Source organism: Acinetobacter sp. TR3 (assembly GCF_027105055.1).
In the GTDB taxonomy this organism is placed as follows: Bacteria; Pseudomonadota; Gammaproteobacteria; order Pseudomonadales; family Moraxellaceae; genus Acinetobacter.
The window spans coordinates 2,531,631-2,550,538 of record NZ_CP114264.1 but is presented as its reverse complement, the minus strand read 5'-3'; the positions used below and the strand labels follow the sequence as shown (position 1 = coordinate 2,550,538).

Sequence of the window (18,908 nt, the reverse complement as noted above, 5' to 3'; positions counted from 1 at the left end):
ATAATAAATTGTCATTATAATCATAAGTAGCTATTATTTGTTTAAAGTCAATATATGACTTTTATTAAATCCTAAATTTAAAATATTTAGATAATAACTTTATTATAAAAGGGTTGTCAAATGTTTAAAAAAACATTTTTAGCTTTCGCTTGTTCTACATTTTTAGTTGCTTGTGGAGGTGGTGGTAGTACTTCTTCAAATAATACTAATAATGGTAATCCAGTTGCTCCTGTTTCAGATTTAAATAAAGCAAAACAGTTGATTGATACAACCAATAATATCATTTCTTATTTTGATAGTTTTGATGGATTGCAATCACAGTATAAACCAACATTTGATGCAGTTAGTGATGTAGGTAGCGATATTGGTAATGCCAGTAGCTTGATTTTGACTTTGGCGTCATTGGCACAACAAAATGCCCAAGGTTCGGAAAAAGAATATAATGCAGCTCAGTTGGAAGCCCTATTGAAAGAGGACTCAACTTATGGGGGGGATTATTACCCTCATTATCAGTTGAGTAATAATACGCTGAAAGTGAGTGTGAAGCCTGATTCCGTTACTGTAACAGGTGGTGTTACAGCTAAATATTGGACAGATTATGTTTGGGACTATAAAACTCAGAAACGTCATGATGTTTTTGGTGATGAAGCCAACGTGACTGTAACCAATTTGAAATTAGAAGCACCATTCTCGGCATCTCAATCAACTTACGATTTTAAATTGGTTGCTGGTGGGAAAATTGCCACTAAGAATGTTATGAGTAAAAAAGAAGCAATTTTAGCAGTAAATAGTGATAGTACAGCTCAAGTCGTTTATAACAATCTAGCAAAACTGGTTGATCGTTCTAGTGATCAAACTCCTATAACTGCACAATTTAAGTTTATGAATATTGTGTTGACTGCCGTAGGTACAGGTGCTGAATTGAGTTTAACTGAGTTTTCAAGCAAGGCTAAACAAGTTCAAATTAAAGATGGTTCAAGCACATCTACAGAAATTATTCCAACTGAACTCAATTTTAAAGGTAAGGCTGTTGCTGGAACTGAGAACCTGAATTTAGAGGCAAGTGTTAAATTAAATAATGATTTATCCAAAGTGATTGATGTGACTAATGGTGAATCTGCTGCTGCATTTATCAATGCTGATCTTAATGTGAAACTCAGTGGTAATGTTAAAGGTGGTGGTACCAGCATTAAACCATTTAGTGTTGATTTAACTGCTAAACGTAATGAGTATCGGAAAGGTACAGCAACGATTAAGATTGCTGTAGATAAAGATATGCTTACGGCTGACTTTAAAACTGATAATTTGATTACAACAGATGTACCTGTCGTTTGGGCAAAATTGTCTCATCCTAATGGGGCATATGTGGAAATTGCTAATCTTGATAATTTTTCATCAGCCCAGATTAAAGTGGGTAATACCGCATATGGCACAGTGAGTAAAGTGTCAGATAATGTATATTCTGCAAAATTCACAGATAATACCGTTAAAGCGATTGCACCATAATCATGAAAAGGAGAGGGGGAGTAAATCCCCCTTTTTATATGCTCAAAAAAAGTCTAGCTGTATTGGGAATGCTTATTCCTTTCTACTCTCATGCTCAGGAAAAAATCTATTATCAAGTGCAGGCAAATGTATATAGTGAACCTGTGTCGATTCACGCATTTACAGATGATTGGGATGATACGCATTTTAAAACAGGAAAAAATGCTTTTGCTCATGGTTTAATGCAGTTGGGTATTAAACAGGGTCAATGGGATTTTAGCTGGATTTGGCGTTATGATTATGTCCTACATTTTAGTCCAGATACTGCAACATTATATTATCAGATCAAAAATGAAAAATTGATTGATGCCAGTACTCAATATAATTTACAACTTGAGGCGCAGCATGTTGATACTGTCGGCTCTAGATTTGCCTATACATGGCAGTTGAGTCCGAACTGGAGTTTAACAACGGGTGCAACTGCATTAATTGGGCGGCATTATGTAGATGGTCAAGTCAATGCTTTGGCTCAAACAACTGATCAAAAGCAACTCATGGACCGCGTTAAATGGCTGAATGGCCAAATTGACTATAGTTATGACCAGCCAGCACTAAAAGAAGATAAAATGGGGTGGAATGAGCATGCAAATCAGGGTTATGGTTTTGCATTTGATACTTCATTACAAGGGACAATTGCGAATCACTGGAAAGTAAACATTAATATTCAGGATGCAATGGCTTATTTATATTGGCAAGATGCACCTTATACACAGTATCAGATTGCTTATGATCAAGATAAGCGCCCCCGCTTTGATATTCACGGACAATTTAGTAAGCACCATCAATACACCCAAAAACTGCCATTTAAAATTTATACTGATTTCAATTATCAGTCGGATCAGGCTTGGCAGTTAGGTATAAGCTCAATCAGTAATCAATATAATAGTCTTTGGCAACTGAATGCTTATTGGGATGCAGGGTTGCAATGGGGAATCCATTTTGAACCACAGACTCATGCCTTGGGGTTATCAATTCAACATGATTATTTTGGTGTGAAATATATTGCAGATAATCTAAATAGTAATCAGGCTAAGAGAATGGGTGCACAATTATTTGCGCAATATCAATGGTAGAGATTAAGCAAAATAATAATCCACATCTAAGCTCAAACCTAGTGCAAACAATTGTTGAATATTGGCTGCACTGACGAGTCGGTGATGTGGATTTTCAACATGCCCAGTTGCACTGATACCGAGTGAATATTGGGGATTAAAAAATAGCTGCTGTAAGGTACTTTGATAAGGTTGTAACTGTTCGAGTACATCACTGATATGCTCATTCAGTTTTACTGTTTCTCGATTTAAACGAGAACATAATTTAAGTAATGAATTTCGATGTTTTAATTGTCGTTTGGTTTCTAATTTAAGTCCTTGATCAAAACCCACTTCAAAAGTTAATTCAGGAAATAATTGTTGTAACTCCTTTGCTGGTAATTTAGACCAAATACAGAAATAAGCATATTCACTACATGGTCTTGATTCTTCTATTGTTGCGATTGGTTTTGCATATGGATAATCGTGTCCATCATCTTGATCCAAATGACCATGTAAATGAAATCTAGCATTTAATTCGCTCAGCTCCCGTAATAGATCAATATTAAGATGAAAACCAGCGCCTTGCGTATTTACATCATGCGTGACCAAATGCAGAGTACAGTTGAAATCGGGTGATATTTGTAAGATAGAAGTGTTATGTTTAAGACGAGTAAACCAATGAAATAATTGCTGTGCATCATCTTGACAGTCATCGACATCAAAGCGAATACACATCTGTTGAAATTGATGTGTACCATCATCACTGATTTGACCTTTATTCCAAGCTTCATAGCCACACATTTGATCAAAATGATATTGTTCAATAATCTGTTGAACATCTTGTTCACTGTCTTGGGTAATGGTGAGGTAAAAGTATTCACTATAGCTTTGTTGTTGGGACATTTTTTATCAATCTCATTTTATCCTGTGGATAGCCACAATATTATCCACAGAAAATGTGGATAGTTTTAAAAAATTATGGGTGAATATTGATCTCTGTATGATTGGTGACGAGTGCCCATATTTCATCCATATCTGAATTAGTGACAGCAATACAACCCAAAGTCCAATCTTTACGAGGCATATATCTCGCACTTGAAGGTAATGAAGCTGCCCGTATAGGCACTGTTCCATGAATCATTACGTCTCCACCTGTAGATTGATGCTGCTGTTTGGCGAAAGCCAGATCATTTTGATTCGGGTAGGAAATATGTAGCGATTTATAATATGAACTTTGAGGATTGCGCCAGTCGATTGAGTATGTTCCTTCAGGTGTTTTGCCATCACCTTCAAATTGTTTATGCCCGATTGGGTTAAAGCCTAAACGAATCGGATAGCTTCGAATCACTTCATCTTGATGTTTCAATTGTAGAAGTCGTTGGCTTTTAAACACTTCAATTGAAGTCACAGGTTTGGTTTGATTGAGTTGTTGTATCACTTGTGCTGAAAGAGGTTTGTGTGTTGGTGTGAATGTAGGCAGAAACTTTCCATACTGATAAAAAGCAAGCCCACTGAAAAAAATTAGTATCATAAATCCAACCACAAACCTGAGTTTCATCATTGATCTTCTACGATGAACAACTTACTGAAATTTCAGGCACATCACTTGGTAAAGGTGCAGTATCTTGTTCAGTTTCCAACTCTGGCTGTTTTTGATAAGGCTGATTGAGTAGCTTAAATAAACGATCAACTTCACTGAAATCACCACGTTCAGCTTGTTCAATCGCTTTTTGTGCCATGTGGTTGCGTAAAATATAATGTGGATTAGCGCTTTGCATAACTCGATCTAATTCATCTGTATCTTGAGTTTTGCGATTCTCCTGATATTGATGGAGAAAAGCATCAAACTGACGTAGATCTAAGCAATCATCACGGAGTGCTTTATATGCCTTGTTTTGTAGGCGAATAAAACTTTGCGTATAGTCGAGTTGTTCCGTTTGTAAAATCCGTAAGAATGCAAAACTACAATCTAAACTGTCTTTATGAAAATGGGGGAGTCCAATCTTCTCGCAGAGTCCTTGACCATAGTGGTGTAAGAAGGTCGGCTCAAACTGTTCTAAACAAGTTGCTAAATCGTGTTTGAATTGTTCTTTATGCTCAGGCTTAGCTAAAGGAATAAGATTGTTCAACCATGTCCACAAATTCCAATGTCCAATGCTCGGTTGGTTTTGATAGGTATAGCGACCTTGGTAATCGGAGTGGTTATTAATCCAGTTTGGTCGAAAGCGTTCCATAAATCCATAAGGACCAAAATCTAAGGTTGAGCCTGTAATATTCAAATTATCGGTATTCATCACACCATGCGCAAAACCGACCAATTGCCATTTGGCGATCATGATTGCTGTACGCTCAATGACAGCTTTAGCAAACGCAAGGTTTGGATTGTCAGCTTCTAAACATTCTGGATAATGCCATTCGATACACTTTTGCGTAAATTCAGTTAAAAGTTCAGGTGCATATTGATTGATCCACTCAAAATGACCGAGGCGAATGTGACATTCAGACGTGCGTAACAACATTGCGCCGAGTTCTAAGGTTTCACGTTGTACACCTTGTGTAGATGTGGTGAAACCAACGGCATGGCTAGATGCTACGCCAAGCGCATTGAGTGCATGTCCAGCTAAGTATTCTCGAATAACTGAACGAAGTACGGCACGACCATCACCCATACGAGAGTAGGGGGTAGAGCCAGCCCCCTTGAGGTGTAGATCAATGGTTTGTCCATGTTGATTTAGAATTTGTCCAATCAATAAACCACGTCCATCACCTAATTGACCTGCCCATTGACCAAATTGATGACCTGCATACACCATTGCCAAGGGAGTGAATTTAGCAAAAGTTTTTTGCCCACTACAAATCTCGACCCAATTGGCTTTGTCTTCTTCACTCCATTGTAACTCATCTGCCAAAGCCTTATTGAAATGACCTGCTTTTGCACCACGTAAAGGACTTGGTTGCTGTTGATGATAAAGCTTTGAATTGAGAGATGAATAGCGAGGATTGAAATGCATAGGTCAATATCATGACAAGAAGCTGAATGATGACTATAACAAAGATAGGTCTAAAATAGTGAATTGTGGTTATGAACTGAGTCTGTAAATAGGCATAAAAAATGGCCTCTAAAGAGACCATTTTATTGAGTGTTTTTTATTCTGAAACTGGTGCCTTTTTGATATTACGCACTAAAGTTTCTAGACATTCACGATGGTGTGCAAGGCGATGTTCAAGCAGTTGGAAATCAACTTTAAGCTTATGATCCATTTGATGGATTTTTTCAGCCATTGCCGCTTTTTTCGCTTGTAGTTCTTGCTCTTTCAATTTAGCCCAATCATTTAATGTATTGGTAAATGCTTCATATTCTTGAGCAATACGTTGTTTCATCTGAGCGATATCAGTATTTACATCGTGACCATAAATCGCGAGGTCTTGTTCAGCATATTTAAACTTCATCGCAAGCTCTGCTTTTTGGATATTAAAGCTTGGAATACGACGTAGATTTTTGGCTAAACCTAACTTAGAACTTGTCCAAATTAACCATTTTGTAGGGTCATATTGCCACCATTTTACGCCGTTACGATAATCGTATTGGAAAATATGGTGATAGTTATGATAGCCCTCACCCCAAGTGAGAATTGCTAAGATAAAATTATCACGTGCGGTATTTTCGTCAGTATAAGGGCGTTTACCCCACATATGACATAAAGAGTTAATGAAGAAGGTGACATGATGGCTAAGGAACAAACGAACTAAACCACCTAAAAGTAATACACCCCAGATATCACCAACCAACCAACCGACAGGCAACAAAATACCTGCATGGACAGCAATAACTAAAGGAACATAATATTTATCTTGGAACATGACTAATTTGTCATTTAACAAATCAGGTGCGTTTTTATAATTTGGTTCGGCAGCAGGGTAGTTACGTAACATCCAACCCATATGTGCATACCAGAATCCATTATTAATCGAATAAGGATCTTGATCGATATCATCAACATGACGGTGATGAGTACGGTGGCCTGAAGCCCAAAATAAGATACTATTTTGAACTGCAAAAGTACCCATAATCATAAGAATGATTTTTAAAGGTAGGGTTGCTTCATAAGCACGGTGTGCCCATAAGCGATGATAGCCAGCAGTGATACCTAAACTGCTTACACCTAGTAAGACAAACATGCTAATCCATGCGCCCATACTAAAGTCATGATAATAGGTATAAATTGGAATCGAAATGAGTGCAACAACTGGTAAAAATACCAATGCGAAAATTGCAATCCAATTAATGGGTGCTTTCTTGAGTGGGGCGGAAGTCATATCCGTCAGCGCTCCTAAAAACCTTGTTTACACAAGATATAAAAACCAAACGAGATAGCAAAACCAATCATGACGATATATTGCTATTTTATGCTCGATATTAGCATGCTCAGATTAGATAACACTAGTATTATTCTACAGTTGTACTGAAAGAACAGTAACAGAATTCGTTTGTTGAATTAATCAATAAATTAAAAGGCGAAATAAATCAATGTCAGAACAAATAAGCGTGAAAAATACAATTTATTCTTTGAATAATTTTTTTCACAAAACTTTAATATTATCTTGTGCTTTGCTACTTACTGCATGCCAAAGTCAACCGACACAGATCACTAAAAATAGCTTACATCCCAAACGTGTAAGTGAATTGCCTCCTATGCAAGTTCGTAAAAGCAACGATGGCATTCAAGAGGTGAATTGGCAAATAACCATGATTCAAAATAAACGTGTTTTATTCTTCAATCAATACCCAAGTTTTATGCTGAATTCAGTGACTAAAACCATTTCAGGTCATACGGGCTGCAATAATATTTATGGAAGTTATCAATATGATCTTAGCCAAAGGAAAATGAGTTTTGATGTGAGAGCGCAGCACTTAAGTTGTGATAAAGCACTCGCACAAGAAGCAGATCTGATGGATGCGATGCAGCGGATTGAACATTTCCAAATTGAAGGGACGAATTTGTATTTATTAGATGCAAAAGGACAGCGTTTAATTCAGGCGCAATCTAAAAAATAAAATTAGTTGTCGGAATAAATACCATATTTTTATAAAGTTAGATGTTGCAACATGATGCTCGGAACATCGGTGATCAAGCCTTGAATGCCCAAATGTTGTAGATATTTGGCACGTTCAACCTCATTAACTGTCCAAACACTCACAGCAAGTTCAGCTTGCTGTGTAAACTGAATGATTTGATCGGTTGCGAGTTGATCTTTCCAACCAATTTGGTCGCACTCATATTGTTGAGCAAGCTCGATTGCGTATTCCCCAATCGGGATTTCAACCAACAGACCACGTTTAAAATGGCTTTGGTATTGCTGTAATGCAGCTAAAATTTTCACATCAAAACTGGTAATCGTAGCAGCCTGTTCAAAGTCGACTAGATCTTGATGTAATTTTAGAATTAAACGCTCAGCCGCTGCTTCATCTGCAACTGCTTTAATTTCAACTTCAATATGTTCAAAGTCAGTTAAACTAGCCATCACGTGGGGCAGGCTAGGTGTGTATTCTTCAAATGCCCACGCCTGCCATTGGTGGCGATGATCAAATTGCTGAGCTTCAGATAAATTACAGCTTTCAACATGATGTGATTTACCCGTGGTACGAACAAAATCATCATCATGAATTACAACCAATTGGTCATCTTTAAGTTGGCGTACATCAAATTCAACTGCACGTATACCTAAATCATGCAAATAGCGAAAACCACCTAACGTATTTTCAGGTGCTTCGCCTCGTGCACCACGATGACCAATAATTCGCATTTTGATTTACCTTAGAATAATTATGCTTTATCAATACTATCATTAATGTTTTTTTGCCAAAGCACTTCACTACCGCCTTCTGCACGCTGCAAAGCACGTGAAGCAACGAACAACCAGTCCGATAAGCGATTCAGTAATTGTAATGCGGTTGCCTGAATATTTTGATCACGATTGTGTACTGACATCAAAGTGCGTTCTGCACGACGGCATACGGCACGAGCTTGATGTGCATAACTACATGCTAGGCTACCTGATGGTAAAATAAACTCTTTGAGCATTGGTAAAGATTCATTCATGTGATCGATTTCTTTTTCGAGAAATTCGATACAAATTGGTTGGAGTAAATGATAGTTGGGAATACAAACTTCACCGCCTAAATCAAATAACCAGTGTTGGATCAAGCTTAAACTTTTATCCCAATCAGCTTTATTTTCAATTTGAGATGCGCTGATTTGTGCACGAAGCACGCCAATCGTGGCATTGAGTTCATCTACATCACCTAGCGCATTAACTCGTAAGTCATCTTTAGCGACACGTGAGCCATCCCCAAGACCTGTTGTACCTGAATCGCCTGTACGTGTATAGATTTTACTTAAACGATGTCCCATGAAACTGTCCTACAAATAAAAAAGGGGATAATGTCGGTCAGAACATTACCCCGAAATTGGAGTTAAGAAAATATTTTTATTGTCTCGATTACGCGATTAGTAACGGAATGTGACACCCGCTGAAGCTTGGCGACCACCGTTGATGTAGTAACTACCGCTACCATAGGCTGTACGATATTTTGAATCGCCGACATTTTGAATGTTCGCAAAAACATCTACATTTTTATTCACTTTATATTGTCCATGCATATCTACACGGAAGTGTCCAGGGATTTGAACATTGTCAAAGGCACTGTTGTCATAATCACCATTCGCTAACATTGTGGTCGAGAAAGTATATTGTTCATCTGCCCAACCAGCAGTCAAGGAAATTTTCTGACGAGGGCGACGACTTAAATCTTCATCATTTTTCTTGTCTTTAGCGCGAACATAGTTATAACTTAAATTTGTAAATAGGTTTTCACCTTGCCATTTCACATATAGCTCACTACCCTCCATTTTAGCTTTTTCAACGTTACTCATTTGATTCAGAACGCCATCAAAAGCAATCAGGTTATCTACTTCTGTTGTATAAAGAGATAAACCTGTTGAAATATTGTAAGCCAGTTTTTGGTCTAGACCGATTTCATAAGACAAGCTTTCTTCTGGTTTAAGGTCAGGATTTCCACCAAAAGCATACATATCATTTAAAGTTGGTGCTTTAAATGCTGAACCGATATTTGCATAAACACTGGTTAAAGGTAGCACTTGATAACGAGCAGATCCTTGAGCAACAGTATGTGTGCCGAATTTTTCATTGTCTTCTACACGGATACCAACCTGAGTGTTTAATCCTGCTTGATCATATTTGTGTTGGATATAATAACCTGTTGAATCAATATCTTCTTGATATGGTGTTCCATAGGAGATCACATCACCATCAATATTTCGATGTGTTGCACCAACTAGAAGCTTTTGATTTGGTGTAAAGCCCCATTGACCATAGATTTCAGATTCTTGCGTTTTACTATGGACAAAATCTGTTGAATTATTTTGATCTATTTCATCTTTGAATTGAGAAAAACGGGCATGTAGAGCTAAATTCTCAAGAATATTTAAACGTCCTTTAATGTTAATGATTTCATTTTTAAAATCTTGAGAAACGAGTTTGCCAGAGCTATCGTAATCGCTATAACCTTGGTTCTCACTATAATCAACAGAAGCTGCGTACTGTTCTTTTTCTACACCAATTTTTGCGCTATAGCCTTTTTGATCAAATGAGGCATCGGCTGCATTTTTTATATCTTTGACAGGTGTTCCATCAGTTTCAAGGCGTTGACCGCGAATCTGTGCATAGAAACCATTTTCAGCCAGATCTGCACCGACTACAGATTTATAAGTTTTATTTTCACCAATTTCACCTGTTACAAAAGCAGCGCTTTTCTCTGGTGTTTTAGAAATCAATTGAACTACACCTGAGATTGCATCAGTACCATATAAAACTGATGCAGGACCTTTTAATACTTCGATCTGCTTAATATCAGTTGTATCAATAAATGGTAATGATGCTGTACCAGAAGTATTTGAATTTAGACGGACGCCATCTCTTAAAACAAGCGTTTGGTTTGAATTACCACCACGTAAAAAGATAGATGCCATTTGTCCATATCCGCCGCTTTGTACCATGTTGATCGAAGCATCGGTTTGGAGTAATTGTGGTAAAGAGGCAATTGGAGATTGTTCTAGAATCTTTGGTTCAATAATATTGATTCGAGCAGGAACTTCACTGACTTTTTGTTCAGTACGAGATGCCGTCACAACAATCGTATCAAGTGTTGCTGTTTTATTCGTTGATTGATCTTGAGCAAAAGTAGTTGAAGAAAACCCCATCGCAATAGCGATAGCACCAACTAAGCGTGTCGGTTGAAAAATAGTAGACATGATGTCGCTCCATACATTCACCCGTCGTGAATGTTAAAGTGGAAATAAACAACAAGCAGGTCTCCGGACTTCACTATATCATCACAATGACGATGCTATTAATCATCTTCCCACATCATTCAGATGCAGTGATTTGGCGTTTAGCTGAGATTAATAATTCGGTGTTACCGTTGCGAGGGCAGTGTTGGATTTGCACCAACTTCCCTATAAGCAAAAGAATTTGCTTTAGACTTGTTGCGAGATTGAGCAAAGTATAAAGTGTTCACCTTTTTTAAACAATTGCATTTGGAAATGAACTTTGCCCAAATTCTGTCAAATTGCTTTACAATGTGAGAGTAGTAAATAGCCTTCTCAAATTGGACATCAAATGCGTCAAACACAATTGCGAACTCGTGCCAAAATTTGTGGAATTACTCGAACTCAAGATGTTGAGGCTGTTGTACAAGCAGGAGCAGATGCGATTGGATTGGTATTCTTTCCCCCAAGCCCACGTCATGTCAGTATTGAACAAGCGCAAATTTTGGCAAGCTCAGTACCCGCTTATGTTCAGTTGGTCGGTTTATTTGTAAATGCAAGCGCAGAAGAAATCCAAACAGTGCTTGATTCAGTTCCGTTGGATGTATTACAACTACATGGTGATGAAACACCTGAACAATGCCGACAAATTGCGTTGCATTGCAAACGCCGTTGGTACAAAGCCATTCAGGTTAAACCCGATTTAGACATTTTGACCGAAATTCAACGCTATCAAGCTTTGGGAGCCAGTGCGGTTCTACTTGATGCGTGGCATCCTGATTTAAAAGGTGGAACAGGTCACTGTTTCGATTGGAATAAATTTCCAAAACTTGATATTCCACTAATCTTGGCAGGGGGCTTAACCCCTGAAAATGTGAGTGACGCTATTGATACTACAGCAGCTTTTGCTGTGGATGTCAGCGGAGGCGTAGAGTCCGCTAAAGGTATAAAAGACCAACAACTCATTGAAAAATTTATGCAAGGAGTCCAACGTGGATCAGCAAAACCTTAGTCAACAAAATCAGGCGATTGACTACACCCAGTTTCCAGATGCTCAGGGACATTTTGGTATTCATGGTGGGCGTTTTGTGTCAGAAACGCTTATGGCTGCACTTGAAGACTTAGAAAGTCTTTATGGTCGTATGAAAAATGATGCTCAGTTTTTAGCAGAGTTTGACCGTGATCTTGCGTTTTATGTTGGTCGTCCAAGTCCACTTTATCATGCTGAACGATGGTCTCAGCACCTCGGCGGTGCGCAAATTTACTTAAAACGTGAAGACCTAAACCATACTGGCTCTCATAAAGTAAATAATACGATTGGTCAGGCTTTATTGGCAAAACTGTCGGGTAAAAAACGTATCATTGCTGAAACAGGTGCTGGTCAACATGGTGTTGCGACCGCAACCATCGCTGCTCGCTTGGGTATGGAGTGCGTGGTGTACATGGGAGCTGAAGATGTAAAACGTCAGGCGATGAATGTCTATCGCATGCGTTTGCTTGGCGCAAAAGTTGTACCAGTGCAAAGCGGATCCAAAACTTTAAAAGATGCATTGAATGAAGCGATGCGTGATTGGGTCACCAATGTTGATACGACTTATTATGTTATTGGTACGGTTGCTGGGCCACACCCATATCCACAGCTTGTACGTGATTTCCAATCAATCATTGGTCGTGAAGCACGTCAACAGATCCAAGCACAAGCAGGGCGTTTACCTGATGCCTTGGTGGCTTGTGTGGGCGGAGGTTCAAATGCAATGGGCTTGTTCTATCCATTCCTTAATGATCAGGATGTGAAAATGTACGGTGTTGAAGCGGCAGGTTTCGGCATTGAAACAGGCAAACACTCAGCGCCATTGAATGCAGGCCATGTGGGTGTATTACATGGTAACCGTACTTACCTCATGTCGGATGAGCAAGGTCAGATTATTGAAACACATAGTATTTCAGCAGGTTTGGATTATCCAGGTGTTGGTCCAGAGCATAGTTTCTTAAAAGATATGCATCGTGTTGAATATGTTCCAATTAAAGATGATGAAGCCTTACAAGGCTTCCGTGATTTAACACAGATTGAAGGCATCATTCCTGCGCTTGAAAGTTCACATGCGATGGCTTATGTCACTAAACTTGCCCCAACGATGTCAAAAGACCAAATCATTATTGCAACAGTTTCAGGTCGTGGCGATAAAGACTTAATGACCGTTGCGAAAATTGATGGTATTCCGATGGTCGACTTATAATATCGAATATTTGTATGATAGTATTGTACAAATAGTGTCCCTAGACAACATCGATATTTATGTTGTGACTGGTTGTACATGGACGTATAACACGATAATAATCATACAGGACTGCGGAGGATGAAATACCCTCTACTCAAATATATCAATAAAATTTTTCTTGCAATGCTGGACTGGGATTTGGTTAAAAAATCTCAGGCCATATTGTGGTATGCCAGTTTTACCGCCGTGATCATCTATTTTATGCAAATAAAGTATATGTATCATCCTTTGGCAAATACAGGGTTGTTACTTAAATTTCAGTGGTTATATCCTGGTATATTTGTTCTAAATACTTTCTTAATTTTATTTGGCTTTTTTATTAAAAATAAACCAGAAGCACATATTTATTATGTGTTGTTTTTGTCTGTTTATTATCCATGTTCATTGTTGGGTTTACCTATAGGTATTGGACTGTTAAATCTCCTTAATGGGGTGATCTTCATGGGGATTATACTGACTGCATTATTATTATATCCCCGATTTGTGGTGTATTTTGGCCTGATTGTCTATGTTGCCGTATATTACCTTTTATCTGTGCTGACGGTGACTGGGTATCTGGATTATGCGCTGGCCTATAAACCTTATACCTTGTTGCATAAGGATGTTCAAAATACCCAGATTATTTACTCCATGTTTTATACCACCTTGTATGCTGCATTCACCATCACCTTGTTTGATATTAGTGTGGAGCGTTGGCGGCGCTATAATTCAAAAATAGAAAAACTCAGTTGTACTGATGAGTTAACAGGGCTGTTGAATCGCCGTGGGGTCAATGAGATTATTGATTTACAGATGCAGCAGGCACATATTACCCAGCGTGAAACCTCGTTGATTATGGTGGATATTGATAATTTTAAAAATATTAATGATCAATATGGACATCATCAAGGAGATTTGGTTTTAAAACATGTCGCAAATATACTGCGAAAAAATTTACGAGCCAGTGATGTAATTGGACGTTATGGTGGTGAGGAGTTTGTCATTTTATTACCATTTACTTCTATTGAAAATGCAGTGTCGGTGGCAGAGATATGTCGTAAAGCATTAGAGCAGACCGCAGTTGAAGTGAAAGAAAATGAAATGCTTTATATCAAGGCGTGTTTTGGGGTGAGCAGTACAGCTTTTAGTGGTTTTGATTATACAGGCTTGTTTGAGCAAGCAGATAAGGCGATGTACCAAGCCAAACGGAATGGTAAAAATCAGGTCAGAACGGCATTTACGTTATAATTGAGTTGGGGAAATCTTGTGAAATTGATACAGAAAAATGGTCAGCCTCGTTATGGGCGTTTTGATCAGATACCTTCACAGATCAATTTGGATGACTATATTTATAAAACGCCTTATGGCCAAGTACTAAAAGGCTGGCGTAAGCAGCTTAAATATAAAAAATTTAAATTTTGTGGTTTGCAGCATGGGCACTACAGTATTGGTGTGGCGATTGTCGATCTATCATGGGCAGGGCATGGCTTTTTCTATGTTTATGATCATCTTTCTAAAAAAGTAATCGAATGGAATGCGATTCAGCCATTAGCTTTGAAAACCCAACTCGATGAACAACCTTTATTTAGTCAAAGCTATTTTAAAAAATCGGCTTATCAATTTGATATGCAACACGCCAATGGTGTGCGTTATATCCAAGTGACCAAACATGGCGAAGTACAACTGAAAGCGCGTATTTTTTGTGCAGGTACGGATGCACTCAGTTTATGTAGCCCAACAGGGATTAATGGTTGGACATATACGCAAAAACAAACCACTTTGGCAGTAGAAGGCTTTTTCATTAGCCCAGATCAACAGCAGATCGAGTTCAATGCGTATAGTCTTGCTGCACTCGATGATACTTGTGGTTTTTTACGACCTGAAACCGCTTGGTTTTGGTTGTCTTGTCAGTTCCGTGATGTAAATGATCGCCGTATTGGCTTGAATCTAGCATCAGGTGTCAATGAAAGTTTTGGTAATGAAAATACGTTGTGGGTCGATGGTCGTTTATATCCACTCACTGATATTTTATTTGAGCAGCAAAATGAAAATTGTTGGTCAATTCGCTCTTTAGATGAGCGATTGAATTTGCTCGTTGAAACGGGTTGGTGTCGTTTTGAGAATATTAACCTACGCTTGATTGGCAGCCAGTTTAATCAATGGCAAGCGAAAGTCTGCGGTACGATTGAACATGAAAATGTTGAACTGGTGATGTTAAATCAAGAATATGGGTTATTAGAACAGCATTATGCGAAGTGGTGATAATGACAGAAAGAATCCCCTAAATTCAAAGGGGATTCTTTTGATACGTGAATTAAAGCCCTGCTTGCCAGAATGCTTCACCCGCAGCAATTGGATCATTGGTCTTCGCTAAAGTATCAACCCAAACATCGTACTGACGAATAACAGGATGTTGATTTGGATGGAAATCCTTTTTAAACCAGTCACTATATTGAGATCTTTTTGCAGTCAAAATACCGTTACGACCGAAGAACCACGGTAAACCTTTACGTGCCATATCAAAGCGTTGTCTTAAATTAAAACCATCAGTTTTTAGCATTACATCCGTACGATACAAAGTAAAACCAAACATCATAACGGTGGTGAAGAGCAGTGCAAAACGTCGAGTTGCTTCAGGTACATCACCGACTTGCTTCATCACATCAAAAGCAACATCACGATGTTCCATTTCTTCAATCGCATGCCAAGCGAATAGCGCACGAACAAATGGATCTGCCTCCGCTAAAGTTTCTTTTTTACTATAAAAAGTATCTGCCATTAACGCAGTTAAATGCTCTGCAGCCGCGGTCATGGCAATGTTATATTGAGCTGAACGGTTTTTTAATTCAAATCTAAAAATCTTTTTCAAACGTGCAGTGAATTGATCTACAGGCATGCCTTGTTCTTTCATGATCTGATTCATTTTGTCATGTGCAATACCATGCTGTGCTTCCTGACGAATAAAATCAGCCACACGCTCTTGCAAATCAGGATCATTAATTTTGTCGCGGAATAAACGTACACATTCAATAAAATAGCGTTCGCCATCAGGGAAGGTTAGGCTTAATGCATCAAACATACGAGTACGAAATGGATCACCGCCAAACCAAAAACGTGGTGCTTGATCTAAATGAAAATCTAGTTTTGTTCTAACAACTGGCTCAACTTGATAGGAAACATGTGCATTCATTTTTTGCTATTCCTTGTCTTTTCTTCATGAACTCAGTATGGAAAAAGTCCGATGAAATGTTTTGACAGTTACAGCCAAGTTTTATACAAATAACGACAGATCAGGATGAGATCGGCATATGTCAGTTAAAATTATCATTGGATATTTGCGATTGTTTAATCGTGTTTTACAACAAGAACACATTGATTTGTCTAAAGTTGTTGCGCCTGAGCTTTGGCAAGCTTTTCATACTTGCTTGCAAAATCCAGATGAGCATGATTTTGATGTCGAACGTTATGCGTTGCTTTTGCAATCGGCACAAGCTTATTTCCCTCGACCGATTACATTAGTATTGGCTGAACATGCCAATTTGCAAGATTTGGGTTTAATGGGATATTTGGCTTCAACCAGTTTAGATCTGCAACAGGCGTTACAGCTTTTACAACGTTATTATTCTTTAGTCTTTAAACAAACGAATTTAGAACAACTGAATGTTCAGCAGTTTTCTGATTATATTCAAATTGTTTGGGGAGCATCCTATAGTGATTATCGGGAAATGTATGAGCTAAATCTGGCGCTGATCTTTAAAATTTCTCAGTCTATTGTACAAGATGCCCTCATTCCACCACAGATGATTCAATTTGGTTACGCACCACATACAGCTTTATATCATTTTGAAAAATTTTATGGTTGTCCGATCCAAATTCAAGCTGGACAATATGCAATTCGCTTTTCAAATCAAATTTTAAAAGCAAAAAGCATCGCTGCAGACCAACAATTAAACCATGTACTCTCGACTCAAGCTCAGCAATCACTGAATAGCATTGCTTCTTTTGAGATTCAGCAACAACAGTTCCGTCAAAAAATACAAACGCATATTGAACAAGGACTTTTACAGCAAGAAGAACTACTGCTCAGTTATGTTGCTAAGCGTTTGCATTGTTCAGAACGAACATTACAACGCCAACTCAAAACCTATCAGCTTAATTTTCAAGATATTTTAGATCAGTACCGTTTGGAACAAAGTAAACTGTATTTGCAACAGGGCAAATCATTGTCAGAAATTGCGGAACGTTTAAATTATGCTGATCAAAGTGCGTTTGGGCGGGCGTTTAAGCGTTGGACAGGAATTACACCCAAGCAGTTTTTGAAATCTCTTTAACTTTAAAGCAAGCTAAAGAGATTTATGGATTGTTTTTAGCGTGTTTTTAAACGTGGATAATTAAAAACAATTGCAAGGATTGCGCACACTGCAAGAATCCAGCAATAGTAGATATTGCCAATTAGTTCAACTGGCGAAAGTTTGGCAATTGAACAAGCAAGCAGTAATTGAGCACCGTAGGGAATAATTCCTTGGATTACGCAAGAAAAAATATCAAGTAAAGCTGCACTTCGCTTAGGGTCAACACCATATTCTTTCGCTACTTCACGTGCCATATCTCCTGATAAAATAATCGCAACGGTATTATTGGCGACAAATAAATTTGAGAATATGACCAGAAAACTCATGCCTAATTCACCTGCACGCTGTTTGCCAAATTTGAATAGACGTGTAATCGTATAAATACGTTGAATAAGCCATTGCAAACCGCCTTCTTTTTGCATCAGGGTAGACAAACCACCTAGCAACATGGAAAGTAATGCCACCTCAAACATGCCAACAAAGCCATCATAAATTGAGTTATTGAGTTTTAATAAATCAAATTCAGGTTTTTCAATGAGACCAATCACACCTGACAAAATAACACCAATCATTAATACAGCAAGTACATGCAAGCGTGTAAAGGCAAGAAAAAAAACAGCTAAATAAGGCAAAATAAGCAATAAATCATAAGGTTTTGATGGAATGGAATCTGTTTGGTGACTCATCATTATATAAAGCATTAATGTAATGATTGCGGCAGGAAAGGCAATCCACACATTCACCCTAAATTTATCTCGAAGTTCAACATTTTGGCTACGTGTGGCAGCGATCGTTGTATCCGAAATCATAGATAAATTATCACCAAACATAGCGCCTCCCACCACTGCACCTATGGCATAGAGAGGTGCTATCTCTGTTGCTTGGGAAAAACCGAATGCAATTGGTGCACAAGCTGCGATGGTGCCCATAGACGTTCCCATGGCTGTTGCAATAAACGCAGCAATAATAAATAACATGGGTAACACAAATTCAGGCGAAATCAGCGAAAGTCCCAACTGTACTGTCGCATCGACACTGCCTATGGCACTGGAGACACTGGCAAAAGCACCTGCCAACATAAATACCATAAACATTAAAATCAAATTTGGATGGCTAGCGCCTTGTAGGAATTCCTCAATTGCCGTATTGAGTTTCTGTTTATAAAGTAGTAATGCCAGAATAACGGCTGGAATTGCTGCGATAGGTGCTTTGACTTGATAGAATGCAAATTCTGTCCCGATCATTGAATGATAGAGACCACTCCCGAGAAAGATGATCAAAAATACCAATAGTGGTAGCAAAGCAAGGGCATTGCTTTGTACTTTTTCCTGAGTGTGGGAAGACATAAAAATAAAAAGAAAACTTAAAAAT

At 38.2% G+C, this 18,908-nt stretch carries 17 protein-coding genes and 1 riboswitch; of the genes, 8 read left to right on the top strand and 9 right to left on the bottom strand.

Annotation, left to right across the window (positions count from 1 at the left end; all coding sequences use genetic code 11):
* The first annotated feature begins 120 nt into the window (after positions 1-120).
* Positions 121-1,506 (top strand): hypothetical protein, encoded by a 1,386-nt coding sequence (locus tag O1449_RS12050; RefSeq protein WP_269238446.1) that lies wholly within the window; start codon positions 121-123, stop codon positions 1,504-1,506.
* Positions 1,507-1,544: 38 nt separating this feature from the next.
* Positions 1,545-2,618, top strand: a complete 1,074-nt coding sequence (locus O1449_RS12045; RefSeq protein ID WP_269238445.1) for a hypothetical protein — start codon at positions 1,545-1,547, stop codon at positions 2,616-2,618.
* Between the two features lie 3 nt (positions 2,619-2,621).
* Here the strand turns inward: O1449_RS12045 and O1449_RS12040 are convergent, their stop codons facing one another.
* From O1449_RS12040 to O1449_RS12025, 4 genes are all read right to left on the bottom strand, one after another.
* Positions 2,622-3,482 (bottom strand): hypothetical protein, encoded by an 861-nt coding sequence (locus O1449_RS12040; RefSeq protein ID WP_269238444.1) that lies wholly within the window; start codon positions 3,480-3,482, stop codon positions 2,622-2,624.
* Positions 3,483-3,555: 73 nt separating this feature from the next.
* Complete coding sequence (locus O1449_RS12035) at positions 3,556-4,137, bottom strand: L,D-transpeptidase family protein (RefSeq protein WP_269239713.1); 582 nt, start codon at positions 4,135-4,137, stop codon at positions 3,556-3,558.
* 10 nt (positions 4,138-4,147) lie between these two features.
* A complete protein-coding gene (locus tag O1449_RS12030) occupies positions 4,148-5,590 on the bottom strand; it encodes a protein adenylyltransferase SelO (RefSeq protein WP_269238443.1) in 1,443 nt (480 codons plus the stop codon).
* Positions 5,591-5,726: 136 nt separating this feature from the next.
* Positions 5,727-6,896, bottom strand: a complete 1,170-nt coding sequence (locus tag O1449_RS12025; RefSeq protein WP_269228641.1) for an acyl-CoA desaturase — start codon at positions 6,894-6,896, stop codon at positions 5,727-5,729.
* A 211-nt stretch (positions 6,897-7,107) separates the two neighbouring features.
* Between O1449_RS12025 and O1449_RS12020 the strand changes: the two genes are divergently transcribed.
* Positions 7,108-7,635: an META domain-containing protein gene (locus O1449_RS12020; RefSeq protein ID WP_269238442.1), complete on the top strand. Its 528-nt coding sequence runs from the start codon at positions 7,108-7,110 to the stop codon at positions 7,633-7,635.
* Positions 7,636-7,664: 29 nt separating this feature from the next.
* Here O1449_RS12020 and O1449_RS12015 read toward each other — a convergent pair whose 3' ends face one another.
* From O1449_RS12015 to O1449_RS12005, 3 genes are all read right to left on the bottom strand, one after another.
* Positions 7,665-8,384 carry a glycerophosphodiester phosphodiesterase gene (locus O1449_RS12015; RefSeq protein WP_269238441.1) on the bottom strand — a complete coding sequence of 240 codons (720 nt, stop codon included), beginning with the start codon at positions 8,382-8,384 and terminating at the stop codon, positions 7,665-7,667.
* Between the two features lie 20 nt (positions 8,385-8,404).
* On the bottom strand, positions 8,405-8,992 hold the full coding sequence (locus O1449_RS12010) for a cob(I)yrinic acid a,c-diamide adenosyltransferase (RefSeq protein WP_269238440.1): 588 nt from the start codon (positions 8,990-8,992) through the stop codon (positions 8,405-8,407).
* Positions 8,993-9,088: 96 nt separating this feature from the next.
* On the bottom strand, positions 9,089-10,912 hold the full coding sequence (locus O1449_RS12005; protein ID WP_269238439.1) for a TonB-dependent receptor plug domain-containing protein: 1,824 nt from the start codon (positions 10,910-10,912) through the stop codon (positions 9,089-9,091).
* A 37-nt stretch (positions 10,913-10,949) separates the two neighbouring features.
* A riboswitch (cobalamin riboswitch) is annotated at positions 10,950-11,162 on the bottom strand.
* Between the two features lie 117 nt (positions 11,163-11,279).
* On the opposite strand from O1449_RS12005, the gene O1449_RS12000 reads away from it, so the two are divergent.
* The 4 genes from O1449_RS12000 (at position 11,280) to O1449_RS11985 (ending at position 15,447) form a co-directional block, all read left to right on the top strand.
* Positions 11,280-11,939 (top strand): phosphoribosylanthranilate isomerase, encoded by a 660-nt coding sequence (locus O1449_RS12000; protein ID WP_087547070.1) that lies wholly within the window; start codon positions 11,280-11,282, stop codon positions 11,937-11,939.
* Entirely contained in the window at positions 11,920-13,164 is a 1,245-nt protein-coding gene (gene trpB, locus O1449_RS11995; RefSeq protein WP_005162160.1) for a tryptophan synthase subunit beta, read from the top strand. The genes O1449_RS12000 and trpB overlap by 20 nt, the downstream gene beginning before the upstream one ends.
* Before the next feature lie 120 nt (positions 13,165-13,284).
* Positions 13,285-14,433, top strand: a complete 1,149-nt coding sequence (locus O1449_RS11990) for a GGDEF domain-containing protein (RefSeq protein WP_269238438.1) — start codon at positions 13,285-13,287, stop codon at positions 14,431-14,433.
* An 18-nt stretch (positions 14,434-14,451) separates the two neighbouring features.
* Positions 14,452-15,447, top strand: coding sequence for a DUF2804 domain-containing protein (locus O1449_RS11985; RefSeq protein ID WP_269238437.1), 996 nt, complete (start codon positions 14,452-14,454; stop codon positions 15,445-15,447).
* A 52-nt stretch (positions 15,448-15,499) separates the two neighbouring features.
* Here the strand turns inward: O1449_RS11985 and O1449_RS11980 are convergent, their stop codons facing one another.
* Positions 15,500-16,375 (bottom strand): metal-dependent hydrolase, encoded by an 876-nt coding sequence (locus O1449_RS11980; RefSeq protein ID WP_005162153.1) that lies wholly within the window; start codon positions 16,373-16,375, stop codon positions 15,500-15,502.
* A gap of 118 nt (positions 16,376-16,493) precedes the next feature.
* On the opposite strand from O1449_RS11980, the gene O1449_RS11975 reads away from it, so the two are divergent.
* Positions 16,494-17,516 carry an AraC family transcriptional regulator gene (locus O1449_RS11975; protein ID WP_269238436.1) on the top strand — a complete coding sequence of 341 codons (1,023 nt, stop codon included), beginning with the start codon at positions 16,494-16,496 and terminating at the stop codon, positions 17,514-17,516.
* A 35-nt stretch (positions 17,517-17,551) separates the two neighbouring features.
* Here O1449_RS11975 and O1449_RS11970 read toward each other — a convergent pair whose 3' ends face one another.
* The gene (locus O1449_RS11970) at positions 17,552-18,883 is read right to left on the bottom strand and encodes a Na+/H+ antiporter NhaC family protein (RefSeq protein WP_087547116.1); all 1,332 of its coding nucleotides are present in this window, start codon (positions 18,881-18,883) and stop codon (positions 17,552-17,554) included.
* Positions 18,884-18,908 lie beyond the last annotated feature (25 nt).